Annotated in this window: 18 protein-coding genes, 2 tRNA genes and 1 other annotated feature; of the genes, 13 read left to right on the top strand and 7 right to left on the bottom strand. The window is 32.5% G+C overall.

What is annotated here, in order from left to right:
• Nucleotides 1-6 precede the first annotated feature (6 nt).
• Nucleotides 7-2487 (top strand): homocysteine S-methyltransferase family protein, encoded by a 2481-nt coding sequence (locus B5D16_RS09330; protein ID WP_078766721.1) that lies wholly within the window; start codon nucleotides 7-9, stop codon nucleotides 2485-2487.
• A 154-nt stretch (nucleotides 2488-2641) separates the two neighbouring features.
• Here B5D16_RS09330 and rpmB read toward each other — a convergent pair whose 3' ends face one another.
• Nucleotides 2642-2827 carry a 50S ribosomal protein L28 gene (gene rpmB, locus B5D16_RS09325; protein ID WP_078766720.1) on the bottom strand — a complete coding sequence of 62 codons (186 nt, stop codon included), beginning with the start codon at nucleotides 2825-2827 and terminating at the stop codon, nucleotides 2642-2644.
• Between the two features lie 242 nt (nucleotides 2828-3069).
• Here rpmB and B5D16_RS09320 point away from each other — a divergent pair, with 242 nt between their 5' ends.
• From B5D16_RS09320 to thrS, 6 genes are all read left to right on the top strand, one after another.
• The gene (locus tag B5D16_RS09320; RefSeq protein WP_078766719.1) at nucleotides 3070-3429 is read left to right on the top strand and encodes an Asp23/Gls24 family envelope stress response protein; all 360 of its coding nucleotides are present in this window, start codon (nucleotides 3070-3072) and stop codon (nucleotides 3427-3429) included.
• A 31-nt stretch (nucleotides 3430-3460) separates the two neighbouring features.
• Complete coding sequence (locus B5D16_RS09315) at nucleotides 3461-5080, top strand: DAK2 domain-containing protein (RefSeq protein ID WP_078766718.1); 1620 nt, start codon at nucleotides 3461-3463, stop codon at nucleotides 5078-5080.
• Nucleotides 5081-5115: 35 nt separating this feature from the next.
• Nucleotides 5116-5634, top strand: a complete 519-nt coding sequence (locus B5D16_RS09310) for a DUF6106 family protein (protein ID WP_078766717.1) — start codon at nucleotides 5116-5118, stop codon at nucleotides 5632-5634.
• 141 nt (nucleotides 5635-5775) lie between these two features.
• Nucleotides 5776-7233 carry an IMP dehydrogenase gene (gene guaB / locus B5D16_RS09305; protein WP_078766716.1) on the top strand — a complete coding sequence of 486 codons (1458 nt, stop codon included), beginning with the start codon at nucleotides 5776-5778 and terminating at the stop codon, nucleotides 7231-7233.
• 17 nt (nucleotides 7234-7250) lie between these two features.
• A complete protein-coding gene (locus B5D16_RS09300; protein WP_078766715.1) occupies nucleotides 7251-8495 on the top strand; it encodes an FKBP-type peptidyl-prolyl cis-trans isomerase in 1245 nt (414 codons plus the stop codon).
• 45 nt (nucleotides 8496-8540) lie between these two features.
• Nucleotides 8541-8770 (top strand) — a binding site (T-box leader).
• Between the two features lie 132 nt (nucleotides 8771-8902).
• Nucleotides 8903-10708, top strand: a complete 1806-nt coding sequence (gene thrS, locus B5D16_RS09295; protein WP_078766714.1) for a threonine--tRNA ligase — start codon at nucleotides 8903-8905, stop codon at nucleotides 10706-10708.
• Nucleotides 10709-10781: 73 nt separating this feature from the next.
• Here thrS and B5D16_RS09290 read toward each other — a convergent pair whose 3' ends face one another.
• Nucleotides 10782-11207, bottom strand: a complete 426-nt coding sequence (locus B5D16_RS09290) for a hypothetical protein (protein WP_078766713.1) — start codon at nucleotides 11205-11207, stop codon at nucleotides 10782-10784.
• 218 nt (nucleotides 11208-11425) lie between these two features.
• Here B5D16_RS09290 and B5D16_RS09285 point away from each other — a divergent pair.
• Together B5D16_RS09285 and B5D16_RS09280 are read left to right on the top strand one after the other, a co-directional pair.
• A tRNA-Val gene (locus tag B5D16_RS09285) sits at nucleotides 11426-11498 on the top strand.
• 44 nt (nucleotides 11499-11542) lie between these two features.
• Nucleotides 11543-11616 (top strand) — tRNA-Met (locus B5D16_RS09280).
• 206 nt (nucleotides 11617-11822) lie between these two features.
• On the opposite strand, the gene B5D16_RS09275 is transcribed toward B5D16_RS09280, so the two are convergent.
• Genes B5D16_RS09275 through B5D16_RS09260 form a run of 4 tightly spaced genes read right to left on the bottom strand, consistent with a single transcriptional unit; the run spans nucleotide 11823 to nucleotide 15189 of the window.
• Nucleotides 11823-12251, bottom strand: a complete 429-nt coding sequence (locus tag B5D16_RS09275) for an aspartate carbamoyltransferase regulatory subunit (protein ID WP_078766712.1) — start codon at nucleotides 12249-12251, stop codon at nucleotides 11823-11825.
• Between the two features lie 58 nt (nucleotides 12252-12309).
• A complete protein-coding gene (pyrB, locus tag B5D16_RS09270; protein ID WP_078766711.1) occupies nucleotides 12310-13230 on the bottom strand; it encodes an aspartate carbamoyltransferase in 921 nt (306 codons plus the stop codon).
• A gap of 1 nt (nucleotide 13231) precedes the next feature.
• A complete protein-coding gene (locus tag B5D16_RS09265) occupies nucleotides 13232-14521 on the bottom strand; it encodes an HlyC/CorC family transporter (protein ID WP_078766710.1) in 1290 nt (429 codons plus the stop codon).
• A gap of 56 nt (nucleotides 14522-14577) precedes the next feature.
• Nucleotides 14578-15189 carry a TetR/AcrR family transcriptional regulator gene (locus tag B5D16_RS09260; protein WP_078766709.1) on the bottom strand — a complete coding sequence of 204 codons (612 nt, stop codon included), beginning with the start codon at nucleotides 15187-15189 and terminating at the stop codon, nucleotides 14578-14580.
• A gap of 270 nt (nucleotides 15190-15459) precedes the next feature.
• On the opposite strand from B5D16_RS09260, the gene B5D16_RS09255 reads away from it, so the two are divergent.
• Together B5D16_RS09255 and B5D16_RS09250 are read left to right on the top strand one after the other, a co-directional pair.
• Nucleotides 15460-17523 (top strand): efflux RND transporter permease subunit, encoded by a 2064-nt coding sequence (locus B5D16_RS09255; protein ID WP_078766708.1) that lies wholly within the window; start codon nucleotides 15460-15462, stop codon nucleotides 17521-17523.
• Nucleotides 17524-17608: 85 nt separating this feature from the next.
• Complete coding sequence (locus tag B5D16_RS09250; protein WP_078766707.1) at nucleotides 17609-19954, top strand: YhgE/Pip domain-containing protein; 2346 nt, start codon at nucleotides 17609-17611, stop codon at nucleotides 19952-19954.
• An 82-nt stretch (nucleotides 19955-20036) separates the two neighbouring features.
• Here B5D16_RS09250 and B5D16_RS09245 read toward each other — a convergent pair whose 3' ends face one another.
• Complete coding sequence (locus tag B5D16_RS09245) at nucleotides 20037-22580, bottom strand: transglycosylase domain-containing protein (protein WP_078766706.1); 2544 nt, start codon at nucleotides 22578-22580, stop codon at nucleotides 20037-20039.
• 248 nt (nucleotides 22581-22828) lie between these two features.
• Here B5D16_RS09245 and B5D16_RS09240 point away from each other — a divergent pair, with 248 nt between their 5' ends.
• Both B5D16_RS09240 and B5D16_RS09235 read left to right on the top strand, forming a co-directional pair.
• Nucleotides 22829-23479 carry a YigZ family protein gene (locus B5D16_RS09240; protein WP_078766705.1) on the top strand — a complete coding sequence of 217 codons (651 nt, stop codon included), beginning with the start codon at nucleotides 22829-22831 and terminating at the stop codon, nucleotides 23477-23479.
• 72 nt (nucleotides 23480-23551) lie between these two features.
• Nucleotides 23552-24472: a phosphatase PAP2 family protein gene (locus B5D16_RS09235; RefSeq protein ID WP_078766704.1), complete on the top strand. Its 921-nt coding sequence runs from the start codon at nucleotides 23552-23554 to the stop codon at nucleotides 24470-24472.
• Nucleotides 24473-24504: the final 32 nt, after the last annotated feature.

The raw sequence follows: 24504 nt of genomic DNA, 5'->3' as shown, positions 1-24504 counted from the left end.
GGATACATGGATATAAGAAATCTTAAAGAGAATGAATTTATAATGTTGGATGGCGGTATGGGAACCATGCTTCAGGCAGGTATACTTGAACTTGGTAAGATGCCTGAAACACTTAATATAGAAAAACCAGAAGTTATTGTAGATATTCATAGAAAGTACATTAATGCTGGAACTGACATTGTATATGCAAATACATTTGGTGCAAGTAAGTATAAAGCGGCTGGCAGTGGATACAGTGTAACTGAACTTATTCAGGCTGGTATTAAAAACGGTAAAAAAGCAGCAGAGGGTACGAATGCACTAGTTGCACTTGATATAGGACCACTTGGCAAACTCATGGAGCCTACAGGTGATCTTAAGTTTGATGATGCATATGAAGCATATAAGGAAGAAATAGTTGCTGCTACTACAGGTGAATATAAGGCAGACATTATTTGTATTGAGACAATGTCCGATCTTTTAGAAATTAAGGCAGCGGTACTAGCGGCTAAGGAAAATAGTGATTTACCAATACTTTGTACTATGAGTTTTGAAAAAGATGGTCGTACATTTACTGGTGTTGAACCAGTTGCAATGGCAGTTACTCTTGAAGGACTTGGAGTAGATGCAATTGGTGTTAATTGTTCCGTTGGCCCAGCTGACCTTTTCGATACAGTTAAGATTATTTTAGAGAATACTAATCTTCCAGTTGTGGTTAAACCTAATGCAGGTTTGCCAGATCCAGTTGATAATACATATGATGTTTTACCAGATGAGTTTTCAGATCTTATGGTTAAAATGGCTCAGATGGGTGTTAAAGTTTTTGGCGGATGCTGTGGAACTAATCCAGATTATATTAAGGCAACAAGGGATAAACTTGAGGTGGCATTTGCTGATAGAAAGGACTTTAATGTAATAAAGAAGATTAAAAGAACAGTTGTTACATCGGCTAGTAAGCACGTTATCGTAAATAGACCAACGATTATTGGTGAGAGAATTAACCCAACTGGTAAGAAGAGATTTAAAGAAGCATTAGTAGAAGGTGATATTGATTATATCCTAGGACAGGCAGTTGAACAGATTGATGGTGGTGCTGATCTTTTAGATGTTAATGTTGGCCATCCTGAAATTGATGAAAAAGAAATGATGGTTAAGGTTATAAAGGCGCTTCAGGGTATTACAGATACTCCGCTTCAGATTGATTCAACAAAACCTGATGTCTTAGAAGCAGCCCTTCGTGTATATGCCGGAAAGCCAATCATTAACTCAGCAAATGGTGAAGAAAAATCACTAAAGGCTGTTTTACCTCTTGCAAAAAAATATGGTGCAAACCTTGTTTGCCTAACACTTGATGAAGGCGGTATCCCAAAGAAGGCAGAGCAGAGAGTGGAAATAGCTAAGAAGATATTAGATAGAGCACTTGAAATTGGAATCCCAAAGGAAGATATTATAATTGACTGTCTTGTTCTTACAGTTTCAGCTGAACAGGATGGAGCAGTTGAAACACTTAAGGCAGTTAGAATGGTTAAGGAACAGCTTGGACTTAAAACTGTTCTTGGTGTATCTAATATTTCATTCGGCCTTCCAAATAGAGAAATGATTAATACAACATTTCTTGCAATGGCAATAGAGAACGGACTTGATTTACCAATCATGAATCCAAATAATGTTTCAATGACTGGTACTGTACTTGCATCAAGAGTTCTTAAGTGCCATGATGAAAATTCAATGGAATTTATTGAATTCTTTAATGGATTTGTTAAAACAGATAAATTAGTTAAGAAGAGTGAAGTCCTTTCAAATGCACCTGTTACGGATAAGAAGATGAGAAAGGGTGCTAGCGGTAGTGATGCATCTGACAGTGCAGGTGGTTCGGGTGATGTAGACGTGGATGCACTTAATAATGCCATCTTTAAGGGACTTAAAGGTGAAGGTAAAAATGCAACTGCTAGATTACTAGAAAAGATGGACTCACTTGATATTGTAAATAACATTCTTATACCAGCACTTGATGTTGTTGGTGAGAATTTTGAAAAAGGAAAGACTTTCTTACCACAGCTTATATTATCAGCGGATGTTGCAAAGGTAGCATTTGATGTTATAAAGGATGGCATGGTTAAGGATGATTCTTCGGTTAGTAATGGAAAGATTGTTCTTGCAACAGTTAAAGGCGATATTCACGATATTGGAAAGAATATAGTTAAAGTTATTCTTGAAAACTATGGATATGAAATAATAGATCTTGGTAAGGATGTTGAACCATCATTAGTTGTAGATGCTGCAAGAGAACACGATGTACGTCTTGTTGGATTATCAGCGCTTATGACTACAACACTTCCTTCTATGGAAAAAACAATTAAGCTCATTAGAGAAGCAGGACTTAATTGTAAGGTTGTAGTAGGTGGAGCAGTGCTTACTCCAGAGTATGCTGAAAAGATTGGCGCAGACTACTATGCTAAAGATGCAAAGGAAAGCGTAGATGTAGCTAAGATTGTTTATGGAAATTAAATTTCAGGAAAGGAAGATTCTCTAAAAGAGAATCTTTGACTCCGCTCTAAGCCGCGGATGGCTCTCCTGAAATAAATTTCAGGAGTATAAATAAAAAAGCTGTTATAAAACTTAAGTTTTACAACAGCTTTTTTATTTATAACTAACTTACAAATTATGCACGTTCAACTTTGCCTGATCTTAAGCAATGTGTACATACATACATTCTCTTTGTAGCTCCGTTAACTTTTACTCTTACTGACTTAACATTAGATTTCCACATTTTGTTTGATCTTCTATGTGAATGGCTCACAGCGATACCAAAATGAGCACCCTTGTCACAAATTGCACATTTAGCCATGTCCAACACCTCCTTAATAAAGATTAGGCTAAACCTATATATCAGCCCGACACAACTGCTATTGTATCAAATTAGCAAATATAATGCAAGTATTTTTTTATACCTTTTTTTATGACCTGATATTTTTATATGCCTTGATATTTTTGCAAATAAAGGGTATAATAAATAGACGTGGATTTTTCACAAAAATGAAGGTTATCTATAGAATATAGTTAATACAATTACTTATGGAGGTATAAAATATGAATGGTAAAATGAATACCGCATATGGTGAAATAACTATTGATACAAAAGTAATAGCTAAGTATGCAGGTACTACAGCAGTAGAGTGCTTTGGTATTGTTGGTATGGCAGCTGTTAATGTAAAAGATGGATTTGTTCAACTATTAAAGAGAGATAGTTTGGCAAAGGGTATAAATATAGAAATAGATGAAGATAATAAAATAACTATTGATTTTCATGTGATAGTTGCTTATGGCGTTGGTATCCACGCTGTTGCTGATAACTTAATTACTAATGTTAAGTATAAAGTGGAAGAGCACACAGGTATGGAAATTAAAAAAATCAATATATTTGTTGAAGACGTAAGAGTTATCGACTAATTGCAATGGTTATTTAAGGAGGAAATTTGTTGTGAGTATACAGACAATAGATGGATTTTTACTTCAGAAGATGTTTTTAGCAGGTGCTGCTAATTTAGAGGCTAAAAAGGAATGGATTAATGAACTTAATGTATTCCCTGTACCAGACGGTGATACAGGTACAAATATGACTATGACAATTATGTCAGCTGCTAAAGAAGTATCAGCTATAGATGTTCCAAACATGGAAAACTTAGCTAAAGCTATATCTTCTGGATCACTTAGAGGAGCAAGAGGTAACTCGGGCGTTATTTTATCACAGCTTCTTAGAGGTTTTACGAAGGAAGTAAAAAAGGAAGAAGCAATTGATAGTATTATAATTGCTAGAGCTTGTGAAAGAGCTGTTGAAACAGCTTATAAAGCTGTTATGAAGCCTAAGGAAGGTACTATCCTTACAGTTGCTAAAGGTGTAGGTGTTAAAGTATCTGAGATGGCAAAAAAGACTGATGATTTAGAAGAAATTATTGATTCAGCCATTAAGTATGGATATGAAGTTTTAGATAAAACTCCAGATATGCTTCCAGTTCTTAAGGAAGCTGGCGTTGTTGACTCAGGTGGACAGGGCCTTATGGAATTCTTACAGGGGGCATTTGATGCATTCCTTGGTAAGGAGATTGATTATGCATCACTTGCAGGTGAAGAAAAGGTTGATGAAGGTGTTAAGTATACATATGAAACATCTTTCGTACTTAAACCAGAGAAGAACCCTGCTGATATTGATGGTGATTTAAGAGGATATTTAGATTCTCTTGGTGATATAGATTCATTTGCTGTAAATAATGATACAATTGTTGTAAGTATGAAGACAGATGATCCTGGTCTTGCTATGCATAAGGGTATCAAGTTTGGTGTTCTTACTAATATTAAGGTAAGTAACTTAAAAGATGCAGATGTTTTAGTATCTGAAACTACTACAGAGGAAACTAAAGAAGTTGCTAGCAATGAACCTAGAAAGCCTTATGGTTTTATTTCAGTTTCAGTTGGTAGTGGTATTAATGAAATATTTACAAGTCTTGGAGTTGACTATGTTATTGAAGGTGGTCAGACTATGAATCCAAGTACTGCAGATATTTTAGATGCAGCTGATAAAGTTAATGCTGATGTAATTTATGTTCTTCCTAATAATAAGAACATTATTCTTGCAGCAGAACAGGCTGAAAAACTTTCAAAGGATAAAAAGATTGTAGTTGTACCTACTAAGACAATACCACAGGGTATTGCAGCAGTTATTAATTTTAATAGTGAGGTTTCAAGTGAAGAAGCACTTGCAATTATGACCGAAGAAATTGGTAATGTAAAAACTGGTCAGGTTACATATGCAGTTAGAGATACATCTATCGATGGTATTGCTATTAAGGAAGGTAATATCATGGGGATTGCAGATAAGGGTATTGCAGCAGTTGGTGAATCAGTTGAAGATACAACAGTAGAAATGATAGGTACTATGGTTGATGAAGATAGTGAGCTTATTAGTATTTACTATGGTGCTGAAGTATCAGAAGAAGATGCAGCAAAATGTGCAAAGACACTTGAAGAAAAGTATCCTGATTTAGAAATTGAAGTAAATAAGGGTGATCAGCCTATATATTACTACATTGTATCAGTTGAATAAATAAACATACCAGATAGGTTAAACTAGGAGATTTTATGCTACGTGATATTTTAATTGAAGATATATTTGAAGTGAAAATGAGTTTTAAAACCGTGCTAGTAAAGTCAATACTTATTGCGCTATGGCCAGCATCGCTTGCTTTACTTGTGTTTACTCCGCTAGGAGGAGTATTCTTGCTAATAGCTGCGGTGTTATGGTTTACGATTATTCCAAGAACAAAACTTGAGTATGAGTATTCTTATTTAAATGGAGAACTTTCCATTGATAAGATATTTGACAAGCGTAAAAGAAAAAAATGGGTGGTTTACGATTTGACATCAGCAGAGCTTGTTGCTCCAGCTGGTAGTGATTCAATTAAAAGACATTTGTATGGTAAGAAGGTTCTAGATTATTCATCAGGTTTTGAATCAGATGAACAAAAAACAGGTATCGTTTTAAAAGGTAATATGGGGGCAGAAGTAATATTGTTAAAGAAAAATAATCGAATTATAAATGCAATCAGAAATGTAAAACCTATGATTGTAGAATATAATGAAGCAGATACAGAAGAATAATTTAAAAAAAATAAAAAAAGTAATTGACAATATTTATTAAAACTGTTAATATAGCAAAAATCCATTAGTTATAAGGAATTATAGCACGTGGATTTTTTGCATATAAAAATATAGTATTAAAAAGAAAGTGAGGAAATAATAATGGGTATGATTATAGGTGACGCTATCACATTTGATGACGTATTGTTAGTACCACAGTATTCAGAGGTAACTCCTAATCTTGTTGATTTATCAACAAATCTTACAAAGACAATTAAACTAAATATTCCGATGATGAGTGCAGGCATGGATACTGTTACTGAACACAGAATGGCAATCGCTATGGCCAGACAGGGTGGAATTGGTATTATTCACAAAAACATGTCAATCGAAGCACAGGCAGAAGAGGTAGACAAGGTAAAACGTTCAGAAAATGGTGTTATCACAGACCCATTCTATTTATCTCCTGAAAATACATTAGCAGATGCAAATGAGCTTATGGCTAAGTTTAGAATTTCAGGTGTTCCAATTACTGAAGGCAGAAAGCTTGTTGGTATTATCACAAACAGAGATCTTAAATTCGAAACAGACTTCACAAAGAAAATAAAAGAATCAATGACAACTGAAAATTTAGTTACAGCTAAAGAAGGAATTACTCTTGAAGAAGCTAAGCAGATTTTAGCAAATGCTAGAAAAGAAAAACTTCCAATTGTAGATGATAATTTTAACTTAAAGGGTCTTATTACAATTAAGGATATTGAAAAGCAGATTAAATACCCATTATCAGCTAAAGACTCACAGGGTAGACTTCTTTGTGGCGCTGCAGTTGGTATTACAGGTAACATGATGGACAGAGTTAAGGCATTAGTAGAAGCTAAAGCTGATGTTATTGTTCTTGATTCAGCACATGGTCATTCAGCTAATATCATTAATGCAGTTAAAACTATAAAGAAAGAATATCCAGATCTTCAGGTTATTGCTGGTAACGTTGCAACAGGTGAAGCTACAAAGGCATTAATCGAAGCTGGTGCAGATGCAGTTAAGGTTGGTATTGGCCCTGGTTCTATTTGTACAACAAGAGTTGTTGCAGGTATCGGTGTACCACAGGTAAGTGCAATCATGAATTCATATGAAGTTGCTAAGGAATATGGTATTCCAATTATCGCTGATGGTGGTATTAAGTTCTCAGGTGATATGACAAAAGCAATCGCAGCAGGCGGTAGCGTTTGTATGATGGGAAGTATATTTGCTGGATGTGATGAAAGTCCAGGAACATTTGAATTATTCCAGGGTAGAAAGTATAAAGTATATAGAGGTATGGGAAGTATTGCGGCTATGGAAAACGGTAGCAAGGATAGATATTTCCAGACAGATGCTAAGAAACTTGTTCCAGAAGGTGTTGAAGGAAGAGTTGCTTATAAAGGTTCTGTTGAAGATACAGTATTCCAGTTAATCGGTGGTCTTAGAGCCGGTATGGGTTACTGTGGTGCTAAAGATGTTCCAACACTTATGGAAACAGCTAAATTCGTTAAGATTTCAGCTGCTTCGCTTAAGGAAAGTCATCCACATGATATTCATATTACAAAAGAAGCACCAAACTATAGCGTAGAAACAGATTAATTATATGGAGAGTATCGATGAAAAAATTTAAGGGTTTAATTTATCCAATTATAATATTAATAATAGCAGCATTATTAGTTGGAGCGATAGTATATTCAAGACATAAACATCCAAAGTCAAAAGAAAAATTTGATAATAAAAATGGATATAATGTTGATGATTATATTGAACTTGGAAAGTATAAGGGATTAGAAGGAACTCAAGAAAAAGTTTACATTACAGATGAAGACGTTGATTCAGAAATTGAAAATGAACTTTCAGAAGAAGTAGAAGTTACAGAAGCTTTAAAGAAGGGCGATTTTGTTAATCTTAATCTTACAGTTAAGATTGATGGACAGGAAGTAGCTGAACTTGGTGAAAGTGATTACGATTTTTGTATAGGTGACGAAGATTATTGTAGTGAGTTAGATTCATCTCTTCTTGGTAAAAAGAAAGGTGATGCATATACTTTTAAAGTGGCTGATGCAGCGAATATCACTTCTTCGAATTATGAAGGAGATAAGTATAATGGCAAGGAAGCTGAAGTATATGCAACTATTAATTCAGCGTATAATTATATTGAACATGAATTAACTGATGAGTATGTTAAAGAGAAATTTGATGCAAATTCAGTAGATGAATACAAAAAATCAGTTAAGGAAAAATTAGAAAAAGATAGCGAAAAAGATAATGCATATGCCATGAAAGAGGATTTATTCAATAAGGTTGTTGAAGATTCCAAGATGAAAAGCTATCCAGAAGATTTATATGATGAAGTATCAGAAGATGCATATTCTTCATTACAGGAAGAAGCTTCACAGTGGGATATGGAACTAGAAGATTTCTTAAAACAGTTTTATGATATGAAGGAAGATCAGAAATTAGATGATTTCCTTAAAAATTATTATGAAGAACAGATTAAGAATGAATTAGTTTTAAAGGCTATCTGTAAAGCAGAGAACTTAGAAGTTACTGATGATATATATAAAAAATATATTGATGAATATGTAGCTGATTATGAATACGATTCTGTAGAAAGTTTTGAAAAAGATTATACTAAGGATGAGATTAAAGAGTCTATGGTTTATGACCTTGTATATGATTTCTTAGCAGAGAATGCTACAGTTAAAATGGTAGAGCCTAGTACAGAAGAAGATGAAGAACTAGATGATGAATACTATGAAGAAGATGAAGAAGATACGGATGAACCAGTTGGACTTGTCCCAGAAGAAGGCGATACTGAAGAAATAAGTTCAGAAGAAGGTGAATCTGAATCTAAATAAATTACTTTACAATAACTAAAAATAGTCGTATAATGATACACATATTTTAAACCGTTGAAAAGGACAGTAGGATAAAAGTCTTATCGACAGAGAAGATTGTTATAAGCTGAGAGCAATCTAGATTAAGTTTTATCTGAAAACTACCTTGGAGGGATTCTTAGTAGTTAATTATTGATTAATGAAATGAATACGGTGATTCCGTTATAATCATAAGAGAGGCTGTATTTACTAAATATGGCAACTTGGGTGGAACCGCGTTTATTAACGTCCCTTGTACTTAGTACAAGGGACTTATTTGTTTGCAACGAGTCAAGCACATCAAGCTTGCTTGAATGTATTTGACGACTGATTTCAATCCCGAAACAAGCGTAGCGGTTTCGGAGATTTATATTTTAGGAGGTAGAATAATGAGTGATAACAGAGAGTATTTCTTAAGTGTGTACAGACACTCACTTGCACACGTAATGGCTAAGGCTGTTATGGAAATTTTTGGTAAGGAAAACGTACAAATTGCAATTGGACCACAGATAGATGATGGTTTTTATTATGATTTTATGCTTCCACGTCCAATTCAGACAGAGGATTACAAGGCAATTGAAGATAAGATGCGTGAAATTTTAAGAAGAAAAGAAGATTGGGTATGTAAAGAAGTTAGCCCAGCTGAAGCTCTTGAAATTTTTAAAGGCCAGAAATATAAAGAAGAATTAATTAAAGACCTTCCTGAAGGTGAGAAGATTACTATTTACTACACAGGTGAGGATTTTGTCGATCTTTGTAGAGGACCTCACGTTGCTAATTCACAGGAATTACTTAATTGCGCATATAAAGTTAAATCAGCTTCAGGTTCATACTGGAGAGGTAATGAAAAGAATGATCAGTTACAGCGTATTTACATGTATGCCTTCCCTTCTAAACAGGAATTAAAGGAGCATCTTGATTTCGTTAAAGAAGCTATGGAAAGAGATCATAAGAAGATTGGACCAGAACAGGAGTTATTTATGTTTGATGAATCAGCTCCAGGTATGCCATACTGGCTTCCAAGAGGTTTTAAGATGTATAATGCAATCCTCAACTTCTGGAGAGAACTTCATGACGAATATGGTTATCAGGAGATTTTATCACCTGTAGCTAACCATAAAAAACTTTGGGAAACATCAGGACATTGGGGACATTATAAGGAAAACATGTTTCTTGTAACAAATGCTTATGTAGATGAAGAATCTGGTGAAGAAAACATTGAAACTGATGTTGAATTTGCTCTTAAGCCTATGAACTGTCCTAATGCTATTAATGTATATAAGAATGGTCTTCACAGTTATAAGGAATTACCACTTAGATATAGTGAGACACAGGTTATTCATAGAAAAGAAAAATCAGGCGAATTAAATGGTTTATTCAGAGTTCAGATGTTCCATCAGGACGATGATCATACATTCCTTACAGAAGACATGATTGAAGATGAAATTAGTGATATCATGGATATTGCAAAATTCATCTATGAGACATTTGGTCTTACATATGAAGCTGAACTTTCAACAAGACCTGATGACTTTATGGGCGCTCCAGAACTCTGGGATAGCGCAGAAGCAGCTTTAAAGAAGATTTTAGATAAGAAGTATGGTGAAGGTGGATATGAAATCAATGAAGGCGATGGTGCGTTCTATGGTCCTAAGATTGATCTTAAGATGAAGGACTGCATCGGTCGTGAATGGCAGATGGGTACAATTCAGTTAGACTTCCAGTTGCCACTTAACTTTGATCTTAAGTATGTTGCTGCAGACGGATCACAGAAACAGCCAGTTATGATTCATAGAGCTATCTTTGGTTCATTTGAAAGATTTATTGGTATATTAATTGAAAACTTCAAGGGGGTATTTCCATTCTGGATGTCACCATACCAGGTTGGTATTGTTCCAATTAGAGCAGAGCATAATGAGTACGCTAAGAAGGTTGAAAAAGCACTTAGAAAGGCTCATATCAGAGTGGAGGCTGATTATTCTGATGAGAATATGAAAACAAAGATTAAAGGCTTTAAAAAGTATAAAGAGCCATATATTGTTATCATCGGTGATAAGGAAGCAGAAGAAGGAACAGTATCAGTTAACGTAAGAGGTAATAAGCAGATGAATGGCTTAAAACTCGAAGACTTCGTTGCTTTATGTGTAAAGCAGGCAGAAGAACGTACACTTGAACTTATTGATTCAGTAGAATAGTTTTTATATTTAATAGTAATAAAAAAGGAAAGCCTTTTTAACGGGTTTTCCTTTTTTTGAATATAAATACTATCTAATTCTTTACCAATGGACTATTCTTTTTATATAGTCTGTCGTATAATATGTCATACTGGTTATACATTCGTTGTATGCTTCTTTCTAGAAAGAAGTAATGGTTTATGTAGAAGAAAAGCAAGATTGCTAATAAAGTGAATAGAAGAGTTAGTACCAATAAACTACCAACTGATGTAGAAAACATCATAAGGCCTGTTACAATGAAGTAAATAAGTACAACAGTTGCGGTAACTATAAGGTGGATTAATCTTTCGTGTTGGAAAAATTGAATTTGTGTTAACATGTTAGAAAATACACGATCAGTTTTTTCTTCGTTTTCGACATCTGAAACAGCATCTTCGTAGATTTCTAAATATCTTTCTACACGAGGTCTCATAGCTATTCTTTTTGTATCAGTCATAATTTTCATATCTATTTCGCTCATAAACACACATCCTTTCATATTAGAATAATTATGTTTTTTATTTATATAATAATTATATCACAATAGGAAAAATAGTGAAAAAAGTGTAATAAAAAATCTTAAAATTATTTGAATAGAAGAGGATTAAAAATTTATAAAAAAATATTCAAAAAAAGTGAAAAAAGAGTTGACAATATTGAACATAATTAGTATACTATTAAGGCAGTCAAAACTGCTGAGGGATCTTAGCTCAGCTGGGAGAGCACCTGCCTTACAAGCAGGGGGTCACAGGTTCGAGCCCTGTAGGTCCCATATAACATAACAAAATTGCAAATTAAATAAATTTAATTATATATGGCGAGATAGCTCAGTTGGCTAGAGCACACGGTTCATACCCGTGGTGTCGAGGGTTCAAATCCCCCTCTCGCTACTAAAAGGACATCATTTATATGATGTCTTTTTTATTTGTTTACTCGATGAGGAAAGCTTTGAAAGCGTGAATTTATGCATTTGATAATCGTTATGTAATCACGAAACAAGAGAAGTAGTTTATGAATAAATAAAACCCCTTTAGATTTGATATGACCAAATATTATGGTTGCATATTAAACCTAAAGGGGGGTATTTATATAAATATTATAAACTTGCGTATTTCTCTTCACAATATTTACATCTGTAGAGCGGAATAGCAGGATCTGATAATATAAATACCTGATCTAATCCCTGTTCAACAGTAGTAATACATCTTGGATTCTTACACTTTAATACATTAGTTACAACTTTTGGAAGTGTGAGTTGTTTCTTACCAGTAAGTTCACCGTTTTCAATAATGTTAACAGTGATGTTACAATCTATAAAACCAAGTATATCAAAATCCACAATATCAAGTGGACCTTCAATTTTAATAATGTCTTTTTTTCCTAGCTTTTGGCTTCTAGCATTTTTTATTATTGCTACCTGGCAATCAAGTTTATCAAGACCAAGGTAGTTATATATATGCATGGCTTTACCAGCTTTAATATGATCAAGTACAAAACCGTTATTTAACTGTCCAACGTTAAGCATAGCATACCTCCTAATTATTTATTTTAATAGTTAGTATTATTTTGATACTAACTATTAATTAATCTACTTTAATTCCAAGAAGTGTAAGTATAAGAGCCATTCTTACATATACACCATATTGAGCTTGTTTAAAATATACTGCTCTTGGATCATCATCAACTTCTGGAGCTATTTCATTAACTCGTGGAAGTGGATGTAATACAAGTAAATCTTCCTTTCCTAGTTCCATTTTAGGTTTATCTAAAATATAGTAATCCTTCATGCGGATGTAATCTTCTTCGTTAAAGAAACGTTCTCTTTGAACACGAGTCATATATAAGATATCCAATTCAGGCATAACATCCTCTAATTTGTCAGCTTCAACATATGGAATATTATTTGCTTTAAGGACATTATCTCTAATATAGTCTGGAACTCTTAACTCTTTAGGTGAGATAAGAATGAACTTAATATTTGAATATCTTGCAAGAGCATTAATTAATGAGTGAACAGTTCTACCAAATTTTAGATCACCACATAGACCAATGGTAATATTATCAAGACGTCCTTTAAGAGATTTGATTGTTAGCAAATCCGTTAGCGTCTGTGTAGGGTGCTGATGACCACCGTCACCTGCATTTATAACTGGTATGTTTGATTTAGCTGATGCTACAAGTGCTGCACCTTCTTTTGGATGTCTAATAGCTGCAATGTCAGCGTAACAAGATACAACTCTTATAGTGTCTGATAAGCTTTCACCCTTAGCAGCTGAACTTGAATCGGCTGAAGAAAATCCTAAAACCTGTCCACCTAAATTAATCATGGCAGCCTCAAAACTAAGTCTTGTTCTTGTGGATGGTTCATAGAAAAGAGTAGCAATCTTTTTACCACTGCAAGCATGGCTGTACTTATCTATATTCTTTTCGATATCACAGGCAAGGTCTAAAAGATCATCAAGTTCTTTTACTGATAAATCCATTGGGCTAATTAAATGTCTCATATCAATCCTCCTTTTGTTTTGATTTTGTTTTATATACAATTAATGTGTCAATTCTTTGTTTATCGAGTTTAGTAACTTTAATAGTTAAATCTTCAATTTCAATGGTATCACCAATAGATGGAATTCTATCAAGTTTTTCCAAAATAATACCACTAATTGAGTCATAATCATCGGATGTGATTTTTGTGTTGAAGAAGTCGTTGAAATCTTCAATTCTTGTGATTCCAGATACTATGTAATGGCTTTTGTCAGCCTTTCTAATTGTATCAACTTCATCACTATCAAATTCATCTCTGATTTCACCAACAAGTTCTTCTAATATATCTTCAAGAGAAATAATACCAGCTACAGCAGAGTGACTATCAAGAACGACAGCGAGAGGAATGGATTGCTCCATCATTTCATCGAGAAGTTCGTATAAGTTTTTCTGCTCAAAAGTATAAATAGTAGCTCTAATGTAATCTCTTAAATTCTCTTTTTTACGTTTCTTTTTATTCTCCTTGCTTATTATATCAAAAAATACGTCTTTTATATTAACAAAACCGATAATATTATCGATTGTATTTTCATAAATTGGAATTCGAGTATACTTGTTATCTCTAACAAGCTCATAAAAGTCGCTCATTGGAGTGTCAACACTAGTACTACAAATGTCTATTCTAGGAACCATAATGTCCTTAGCAAGAGCGTCAGATAAATCAAATACATTATTAATGATGTCTTCTTCAGAATCTTCAATGATACCATGCTTAGTAGAAGCACTTACAATACCACGAAGTTCAGCTTCAGTTATAATGTCTCTTTTTTTATTAGTATCAATACCAAGACACATTAATAGAACATATGAAATTTTATCTACAATAAATATAAATGGTGTTAATATAATCATTAAAATATTTATTATATATGTGTATAAGTATGCGATCTTTTCAGGATAAAGACTTGCAACAGTTTTAGGTATAATCTCACCAAAAATTAACACAAGGAAGGTAAGAATACCTGTAGCAAATGATACGTATTTATTACCCCATATGTTTTGAGCGAGAATAGTTGCAAGAGCTGATGCTGAAAGGTTAACAATATTGTTACCAATAAGAATTGCGCTAAGCATCTTTGAAGAATTGCTAGTAATTTTAACTAAAAGAATAGCTTTTTTATCACCACTTGATGCTGCTAAGTTTAACTTAATGCGATTTAAGGTCGTCAAAGCAGTCTCTGCAGATGAAAAAAAGCCTGAGAGAATAAGCAATATTATTAAAATTACTAGTTTAATTATGTTCGCGGTATCCAAAATATACTCCTAAATTTGAAAATTTATTCTTAATAATTATATATCATTTTTATGGATTAGTCTATAATATTATCCTTAATTATATTTCTAATTGTTGAATATAAATATGGTTTTAAATCATCGATTGAAAGTGGTTCATTATAAAGAATTGCACTATAACATGTTGAACTAACCAGTTCAATAATTAAGAAAAGCATAACTTCTGGAGCTTTGAATTTATATTTATCATCATTAATCATATTCATGTAGTAATCTAAGAAAGAAACTTCATTCTCATCACTAGGAGAGTAGTTAGTAAGGGCATTTTTAAAAATCCCCCATCCAAGGTTTTTAGAAATAAAATTAAGTAATCTTTGATTTTCTTTTAACTCATCAATAGTATAGTCAACTATGAAGATAATCTTATCTTCAATATCTATAATATCAGAATGTTTTAATAGTTCATTATGAGCTTTATTAAAAAGCTCATTAGACTTATGAGCTATTAATTTATTTCTAATATCATATTTATCTCTAAAATAAAGGTAAAATGTACCTTTACCAACACCTGCATTTTTTGAAATATCAGAAATAGAGGTTTTATTAAAACCAGTAGTGGTAAATAATTCAAATGCTGTAGCAAGAAGTGATTCTTTTTTTTCTTTCTTTTTCTTATCAATTTTACTCATAAATAAACTCCTGATTTTTAGAATATGCTTTGAAATGTAATTAAAAAACATGCAAGTATTCAAGCAAAAAACAATGATTTCTTAGAATAGTATAAATGAAAAAAATAAATTTATCAATATTTTAGAAACAAATATTGACTACTAGTCAGTTTTGAGTTATAATTCAGTTGAAATCAAAAATGACTGATAGTCAGTTTTGAAAAATATTATCAATTGTAAAGCTTTTTCATAAATGAAAAAGAAGTTTGAATTAATTTAAGGAGAGTTATTATGGCTAGGAAATTAGGAAAAACAATTGTAAAACATCGAGGCTTAATAATAGTACTTTATGTTCTGTTGCTAATTCCATCTATAATAGGTTATGCAAATACAAGAATTAATTATGATATTTTATCGTATTTGCCAAGTGACATTGAAACGATGAAAGGACAGAACATACTAGTTAATGAATTTGGCTCCGGTGGATTTTCATTCTTCATAGTTGACGATATGAAAGAAAAGGACGTAGAAAAACTAAAGGGAAAGATCGAAAAAGTAGAAGGCGTTCATAAGGTTATTTGGTATGACTCATTAATGGACATTACAGTTCCAATGGAATTATTACCAGATAAAATCGTTAATGCATTTAATAATGGAAATGCAACAATGATGCTTATTATGTATGATAAGACAACATCTGATGATTTAACCATGAAGGCAATAGAAGATATTAGAGAAATCTCTAATGAACAATGTTTCTTAAGTGGTATGTCAGCGGTAGTTACGGATACAAAAATTATAGCAAATACTGAGACACCAGTTTATGTTGTTATTGCTGGAATTTTAACACTTATAGTTTTAGGCGTTGCCATGGATTCGTTCATAGTACCGGTATTATTTTTGGTAAGTATAGGAATGTCAATTGTATATAACTTAGGAAGTAATATTTTTATGGGAGAAATCTCATATATTACAAAGGCGCTTGCTGCAGTATTACAACTTGGTGTCACTATGGATTATTCCATATTCTTATATAACTCCTTTAAGGAATATAAGGAAAAATTCCCGGATGATTCAAAAAGAGCAATGTCTCATGCAATATCAAACACCATTGTTTCAGTAACAGCTAGTTCAATAACAACAGTTGCTGGATTTTTAGCGCTCTGTTTTATGAGTTTTACTTTGGGACTTGATATAGGAATCGTAATGATAAAAGGTGTAGTAATTGGTGTTATTGAATGTGTAACTCTTTTACCAGCAATACTATTATTATTTGAAAAAACAATAGATAAAAGAAGACATAAACCATTATTACCTGAATTTAAAGGAATAGCGAAGTTCGTAACAAGAAAGCATTTGCTGCTATTGGTGCTATACATAGTAATATTGATACCAGCATTACATGGAAATAATAATGTTGATGTTTATTATAACTTGGATGAAACAATACCAGTAAGTTATAAGAGTCGTGCAGCAAATGTCAAATTAAATGAATTATTCGATACAAATTCAACACATATGATATTGATGGATTCAAATTTAAGTGCATCAAAGTCAGCCGAGATGGCTAAGGAACTTGAAAAGGTAAAAGGTGTTGAAACAGTTTTATCATATGATAGTTTTGTTGATCCATCAATACCTGATGAATTTGTTCCGGATAAGATTAAGGATGAACTTGCAGATGATAAATGGAAATTAGCATTTGTATTTTCTGATTATAAGGTAGCATCTGATGAAGTTAACAGACAGGTGGATGAGTTAAATAAAATAATTGATAAGTATGATGAAAAGGCAATGCTGATTGGTGAAGCTCCTTGTACAAAGGATTTGATCGATATTACGGATAAGGATTTTAAGACAGTTAATGTGGTTTCAATTGGAGCTATATTCTTAATTATCTTAATTACATTTAAGTCAATTTCACTTCCAGTTATTTTAGTTGCAGTAATTGAACTTGCAATCTTTATTAATATGGCAATCTCATATTATACAGGAACAACAATTCCGTTTATATCTTCAGTTGTAATTGGAACTATTCAGCTTGGTGCTACAGTTGATTATGCAATCCTTATGACGACAAGATATAAGAAGGAACGAAATAATGGAATGAGTAAAAAAGAAGCAGTAAGAATAGCTTCATCAAGTAGTGCAAAATCAATAGTGGTAAGCGGTCTTAGTTTCTGTGCAGCAACGATTGGGGTTGCAATTTACTCAAAGATTGACATGATTAGTTCACTTTGTTTAATGATTTCAAGAGGTGCGATTATTAGTATGTTCTGTGTACTATTATTCTTACCAGCCATGTTTATGATATTTGATGGATTGATAAGAAAAACAAGTATTGGATTTAAGTAGAATGTATATTGATTAGATAAGCATAAATTCAGGGTGAAAAATGAATTTGAAAAAAAAATAGAATAAATTTAAGGAGGATACAACAATGAGGAAAAAATATGTATATAAAGTAAGTACAGCTTTAGTTTCATTATCACTTATAGCATCACTTCTTTGTGGATGTAGTAATAAAAATGTGAGCGTTAATAATACAAATTCTAAAGCGTCCATAGAGGAGAATGGTGTTTTGCTTAGTGCAGTTACAGCACAGGCTAATACTGAAGATAAGGATACAGATAAAGAAGAGACAGTTTATGTAATTGCAGATAGTAATGGAAAGATAGATGAAACCGTCGTTAGTGAATGGTTAAAGACCAATGGTTATGTTGGCGACATTAAAGATGTGGCAAACCTTGATGATTTGGAAAATGTTAAGGGGGATGAAAACGTAAAAGTGGGAGATGACGGCAACATAACCTGGAAAAGCAATGGAAAAGATATTTATTATAGAGGTAATGCTAAGAAAGAAGTTCCAGTTACAATTACACCAAAGTATACATTAGATGGAAAGGAAATTTCTGCAAAAGATTTAAAAGGTAAGAGTGGTGAAGTTGTAATAAGATATGATTATACAAATAATCTAAAGAATGAAGTTGAAATCGAAGGTAAGAAAGAGGAAATATATACTCCATTTGTTGTACTTACAGGACTATTAGTTGATACCGATAAATTCAGTGATATTGAAGTGACAAATGGCAAATTAGTATCTGATGGAACACATAATATTGTTATTGGTTATGCTATTCCTAATTTAAGTGATAATTTAAAGCTTGAAAATATTAAGGATAAAAAGGTTGAATTGGACATTCCAGATTATATTGAGATTAAAGCAAATGTAAAGGATTTTGAATTAGGTGATTCAATGTCTTTAATTACAACATCGCTTTTTGATGATATAAATCTTGAAAATGGGGATGTTAAAGATCTTATAAATGATCTTGATGAAGCATCAGGTAAACTTTCAGAATCAAGTGAAAAACTTGTTGAAGGAACTGGAAAACTTGATGATGGTGTTAGTGAACTTGATGGAAAGATGGAAGAATTTGCTGATGGAACATCTGATTTAAAGAAGGGTATAAAAGATTATACTGGTGGTGTTAAAAAAGCAAAAAAAGGAGCCAATAAAATTGTTAAAGGTGGAAAGACGTTATCAAAAGCATCTAAGAAGATTAATAAAGGATCAAAGAAGTTAAAGAACGGTGTTAAAACTTTAAAGAAGGGAACATCTGATTTAAATACAGGAGCTAAATCAGCTAAAAATGGTTCTAAGAAATTAGATGATGGAGCTAAGGATTTAAGAGATGGACTTAAGAAACTAAGTACAGGATCAGGTGCATTAAAGAGTGGTATCGGATTGATTGATGCAGGTATTGATAAATTAGATGGAGGATTTGCTACACTAACAGCAAATGATAAGAATTTAATAGATGGAAGTGCATCTATTAGTCAGGGAATATCAGGAATTAAACAGTATGCTGATGGAGCTAAAAAATATAGTGATGCAATAAAGCAGAATAAGGAAAGTTTACTTAGTCTCTATTCGCAACTTAGTCAGGCAGGAATGACTGAACAGGCAGCTTCAATTCTTAATTTGTATGGAGCATTATATGGCGATGGAACTGAAACTAACCCAGGTCTTACAAATGTTGTTGATGGACTTGATAATGTGGCATCAAAGGTAGAAATGGGATATAACGGTGTTAAGGATGCAGAAGGCAACTTCATGAAAAACGAAAAAGGTGAATACATAAATGTAGGATTTGATAGTAGTTTGAAAAATTATGTTGGCGGAGTAGAAAGTTTAAGTAAAGGTGCATTAGAACTTAATGATGGTATGACAAAGATTGTTGATGGTATCGATGAACTAGATAAGGGGGTTACTGGTGCATATACAGGTTCGAAAACACTTAAAAACGGAACAAAATCATTATATGATGGATTGGTTGAACTTGAATCAGGAACAGCACAAGTAGATAGTGGTGTAGGTACACTTTATAGTGGAACACAGGATCTTTATAAAGGAACATATAGTTTTAATAATGGTCTTGGAAAATTCGTTTCAGGAATTGAAGCAGTTGATGAAGGACTTGGAACTATTAGTGATAATAACAAGAAATTAAATAGTGGAGCAAGACAGATTGATAACGCAGCAGAGAAGATTAAGGATGCAGTATCACAATTACATGAAGGAACAACAAGCTTAGATAATGGTATGATTAAATTTGATGAGGAAGGAATACAGAAATTAACTGATGCATTAAAAGGTTCTGATGGTGCATACGAAAGATTAGTAGAAACAGTTAAGGCTGGACAAAACTATCAGAGTTTTGCAGGTAAAACAGATAATCAAAAATCACAGGTTAAGTTCATTTATAAGATTAAAGGTATTTAATCTAGATTTTGATCATTCCTTAAATTTATTCAAAAAAGGGAAAGTCGCTAGTTTATACTAGCGACTTTCTTATTATCTTTAATTATTCATCATTTGAATTGTTATTTCTCTGATTACTATTATTGCTGTTGTTACTGTTATTACCATTGTTATTATTATTTCTAGATTCATCAGTAGTGCTATTAGAGAAATTATTCTCTGAACTATATGACCTGCGTTGTACGCCATGTTTATTACACTTCTTAGTTGGAACATCGTCATTAGGGAAGTATTTAATCTCTGTTTCTTTACAAGCATCTCCATTTGGAAGAAGTCCAGATTCCTTACATACCTCAATTCCAACTACATCATCATCACCTGATAAGTCAAATTCAAATGGTTTATCTTTATATTTAAATTCATCAGTAACCTGGTCCATTATCTTGCTCCACAAGTCTTCGTGGTAGAATATTGTTCCATTACCTAAATCGGAGTTTTCATCATATCCAAACCAAACACCAGCTGTTAGATATGGAGTGAAACCAACAAACCATAAGTCGTACTGACTTGATGTTGTACCTGTCTTACCAGCTACATGTAAATCTTTTGCATGAATATGATTACCAGCAGTACCATGTCCATTAACAACTTCTTCCATAGCTTCTGTAAGCTGAGCAGCAGTACCGGCCTTTATAACCTTATGTGATTTAGGTGTTGTATTATCGAGGATAATAAGTCCTGAACTATCAACAACCTGAGTATATAAAACTGGTTTATTATAAACACCGTTATTAGCAATTGCAGCATAAGCAGCAGTAAGCTCTAAATTTGTAACACCGTCTGTAATACCACCAAGGGCAAGAGCCTGGTTCTTATCAGAAAGAACTGTACCATCCTGCAATACTCTGTCTTCAACAAGAGTAGTAATACCAAATTCTTTTAATTTATCAAAACCTTTTTCAACACCAATGTCTGTAAGTGTTCTAACGGCGATGATATTCATAGACTGAGCAATGGCTTGTTTAATTGAGTATGAACCACCATAGTGACCATCCCAGTTAGAAACAGCTCGTCCGTTAGCATAACTATAACGACTATTGTCCATCTTAGTTTTTAAAGTATATCCCATTTCATCAATGGCTGGTGCATAAACACCAACAACCTTGAAAGTAGAGCCTGGCTGACGTTTACTTTGAGTGGCACGGTTAAGTGTCATGTTACCAGATTTTTTACCACGTCCACCCACAATGGCTTTTACATAACCTGTGGATTGGTCAATTACTGTGAATGAAGCCTGTGGCTGTTTAGTGTAACTAATTGTTTCACCAAGAACTCTATAGTCTTTAGAATCCGTAGGGATTCCTTTTGGAAATAAATATTTTTTATATTTCTTAACACAATCTCTGCATTCTTTCTTAGAAGAGAAGATTAGTTTGAAGTTTTGTTCTTCAAGAGTAACTCTGTGATAATACTTAATTGAATTCTCTGAATAATTCTCAATAGTACCATCTTTTAAATTTTTAACTGAGAAAGCCCAGTTAAATGAATATTTAATTGTGGCTGGATAATTAGCATCATTAGAAAGCTCTTTATCACAAATCTCCTGAATTTTCGAATCTTGAGTTGAATAGATTTTTAATCCGCCACTATAAAGCAACTGATATGCCTGAGTATATGTATATCCTTTTTGAACCTGTAAATCATTAAGAATATCTGAAATTAACTGGTCGACAAAGTATGTATATTCTGAATATGACTTTCTGTTAGGATCTTCTTCTAAGATATTCTTTGAATAATCAAAGTTTATAGCTTCGTCGTATTCTTCTTGAGTTATATGACCATTTTTAAGCATGTACTGTAAAATAGTAGTTCTTCTAACATTGTTTTCATCACTATGATGAATAGGTTCTAAGTAAGCCGGATTCTGAGTGATAGCAGCAATAACTGTACATTCAGCTAAATTTAAATCCTTAACATCCTTGTTAAAGTAACGATGAGCGGCAGCCTGTACACCAAGTGTATTAGAACCTAAGTTTATTGTATTTAAATAACTTTCAAGAATTTCTTCTTTTTTTAGTTCTTTTTCAAGTTTAACAGCCAAATACTGTTCCTGAATCTTACGCCTAATCAAAGAGCCGTATGTCTGGTTGCCTTCCCAAAGACCAGCAAATACATTGTTCTTTATAACCTGCTGTGTAATAGTAGAAGCACCCTGTGATAAACTCTTTGTTTTAAAAACTTGAACAGCGGCACGACCGATACCTTGAATATCTATACCATTATGCTCGTAGAAACGTTCATCTTCGATATCAACAAATGCATTCTTTAAGTTATCTGGTATTTCATCAATTTTAGCATAAATACGGTTTGAACCAGCAGTGATAAGAGTAACAATCTCTTTACCATCTGTGTTATATGCTTTTGACTGATATGAATTAGGAGCAATATTTACTGATTTAAGATCAGGCGCATTATCAATAATGCCCTTAATTGTTCCTATACCAAATGATGTTAAAAATGCTACTATAAATAATGAGCAAAATAAACCTAATTTTAATATTGTAATCAACGATTTGGTTGAAAACTTGCTTTGTAGTGAAACTAATTCACGTTGCTTTTCAACCGTCTTCTTATACGTAAAGTTCATAGATTCTCTTCCTCCTAACTTTCATATTATATCAAATATGATATATAAATAAAAGTACCAAATATTTAACATTTCCTTAATAAATACAAAATCCTAGAAGTTTTAATCTTAATATAGTATAATATGCGATGATGTTGATTCATACATATGTTTATGTAATATATATAATATATTTTTATATAGATATATGAAATGATTTATTATTAATATTATGGAAAATAATTATATTATTAAATGTAAGGATAAATATGGATAAAGTAAAATATGTAATCGAGGATGGCGAGAGTGAAGTTGTAATAACTAAATCTCGATTCCTTGGGTTTATAAAGAAAGTAAAAACTGAAGATGAAGCCATTGAGTTTATAAATGCCATGAAGAAAAAATACTGGGATGCAAGACATAACTGTATGGCATATGTCATCGAAGGAGACCAGGAGATTAAAAGGTTTAGTGATGATGGTGAACCACAGGGCACAGCAGGAAAGCCTATACTTGATGTTTTAGAAAGACAAAATATTAAGAATGCTGTAATAGTTGTCACCAGATATTTTGGTGGAGTGCTTCTTGGAACTGGTGGTCTGGTTAGAGCTTATACAGAAGCATCAGTAGAAGCCGTTAAGAATGCAAAGATATGTGAAGTTAGCGATGGAGTAAGATTTAATATAGAAGTAGATTATACATCTGCAGGTAAGATTTCATATTATCTTAGACAAAATGGTGGTCATGAAGTTGAAACAACTTATGGAGAGAATGTTATAATCGACTTGATTGTAGATAAAACTGATGAAAAGGCATTAGAAGACAAAGTTACGGAAATAACATCTGCACAGGCTAGATTTATTAGCAAGGAAGATATTACTTATGGTATATGTGGAGATGAATATATATGGGAATTATAAGTATAAATATTATTATTGGAAAACTTAAAAATATGATTTTTAATAGGAAATAAATGAAACGGAGAATTATAAATGGAAGTATTAGAATTCTTTCAGGATATTAGAAATCCTTTTTTAACATTTTTGTTTAGACTTTTATCATATGCTGCATCTGAAATAATTGTTATAGTTGCAGTTTGTGTACTTGTATGGTGCGTTGATAAAAAATTAGGATATAGATTGATATTTGGATTTTATATATCGGCGATATTGGTATGGAGTATAAAAATAATTTGTAGAGTACCTAGACCTTGGGTTAGAAGCAAGAATATTAAGCCAGTAAAATCAGCGCTTAGTGATGCAACAGGATATTCATTCCCAAGTGGACATACACAAAGTGCATCTTCATTTTATGGAACATTTGCTTATGTGGCTAGGAAAAATATAACTAAGATATTATTGATTTTACTTATTATAGGTGTGGCATTTTCAAGAATGTACTTAGGTGTGCATACACCACTTGATGTTAGTATGGGATTTTTGATTTCAATAGTTGCAACCTATGCATTTAACGATTTGTTAGATAGAGGAATTATATATAAAGCAAGACAAGAAGCATTGTTATTTTTACTCTTATTTGTGAGTTTATGTTTAACAGCATTTGGTGTTATATGCGTACAAACAAATTATATTGATACAGAAAATGCATATGATTTCTTTAAAATGATTGGGATTTCATATGGACTTTCAATTGGTTGGTATTTAGAAAGTACAAAACTTGATTTTAAAACTGATAACAAAAGCATAAAAGAAAAAGCTATCATATTAATAGTTGGTTTGGTAATAATGTTATTAATTAAATCTGGAATTAAACATATTTTTGGAGAAACATTATTAATAGATGTTATTAGATATTTTATTGTAATATTATTTGCTACATATATATATCCGCTTATATTTGAAAATATCCATAACAAATACTTGAAAAATAATACAGATATGATAAAATCATAGTCGTTTGGGTTTATATATAAGAAGGATTAAGA

Source organism: Eubacterium uniforme, assembly GCF_900167115.1.
GTDB lineage: Bacteria > Bacillota > Clostridia > Lachnospirales > Lachnospiraceae > Eubacterium_S > Eubacterium_S uniforme.
This window is presented reverse-complemented; position numbering and strand designations above follow the sequence as displayed.

Coding starts and splice junctions, on each gene's coding strand:
- B5D16_RS09235 (WP_078766704.1), top strand. CDS start 23,552: ATGGAAGTATTAGAATTCTTTCAGGATATTAGAAATCCTTTTTTAACA.
- B5D16_RS09260 (WP_078766709.1), bottom strand. CDS start 15,189: ATGAGTAAAATTGATAAGAAAAAGAAAGAAAAAAAAGAATCACTTCTT.
- B5D16_RS09240 (WP_078766705.1), top strand. CDS start 22,829: ATGGATAAAGTAAAATATGTAATCGAGGATGGCGAGAGTGAAGTTGTA.
- B5D16_RS09330 (WP_078766721.1), top strand. CDS start 7: ATGGATATAAGAAATCTTAAAGAGAATGAATTTATAATGTTGGATGGC.
- B5D16_RS09290 (WP_078766713.1), bottom strand. CDS start 11,207: ATGAGCGAAATAGATATGAAAATTATGACTGATACAAAAAGAATAGCT.
- B5D16_RS09310 (WP_078766717.1), top strand. CDS start 5,116: ATGCTACGTGATATTTTAATTGAAGATATATTTGAAGTGAAAATGAGT.
- rpmB (WP_078766720.1), bottom strand. CDS start 2,827: ATGGCTAAATGTGCAATTTGTGACAAGGGTGCTCATTTTGGTATCGCT.
- B5D16_RS09320 (WP_078766719.1), top strand. CDS start 3,070: ATGAATGGTAAAATGAATACCGCATATGGTGAAATAACTATTGATACA.
- pyrB (WP_078766711.1), bottom strand. CDS start 13,230: ATGAGACATTTAATTAGCCCAATGGATTTATCAGTAAAAGAACTTGAT.
- B5D16_RS09250 (WP_078766707.1), top strand. CDS start 17,609: ATGAGGAAAAAATATGTATATAAAGTAAGTACAGCTTTAGTTTCATTA.
- B5D16_RS09275 (WP_078766712.1), bottom strand. CDS start 12,251: ATGCTTAACGTTGGACAGTTAAATAACGGTTTTGTACTTGATCATATT.
- guaB (WP_078766716.1), top strand. CDS start 5,776: ATGGGTATGATTATAGGTGACGCTATCACATTTGATGACGTATTGTTA.
- thrS (WP_078766714.1), top strand. CDS start 8,903: ATGAGTGATAACAGAGAGTATTTCTTAAGTGTGTACAGACACTCACTT.
- B5D16_RS09300 (WP_078766715.1), top strand. CDS start 7,251: ATGAAAAAATTTAAGGGTTTAATTTATCCAATTATAATATTAATAATA.
- B5D16_RS09255 (WP_078766708.1), top strand. CDS start 15,460: ATGGCTAGGAAATTAGGAAAAACAATTGTAAAACATCGAGGCTTAATA.
- B5D16_RS09245 (WP_078766706.1), bottom strand. CDS start 22,580: ATGAACTTTACGTATAAGAAGACGGTTGAAAAGCAACGTGAATTAGTT.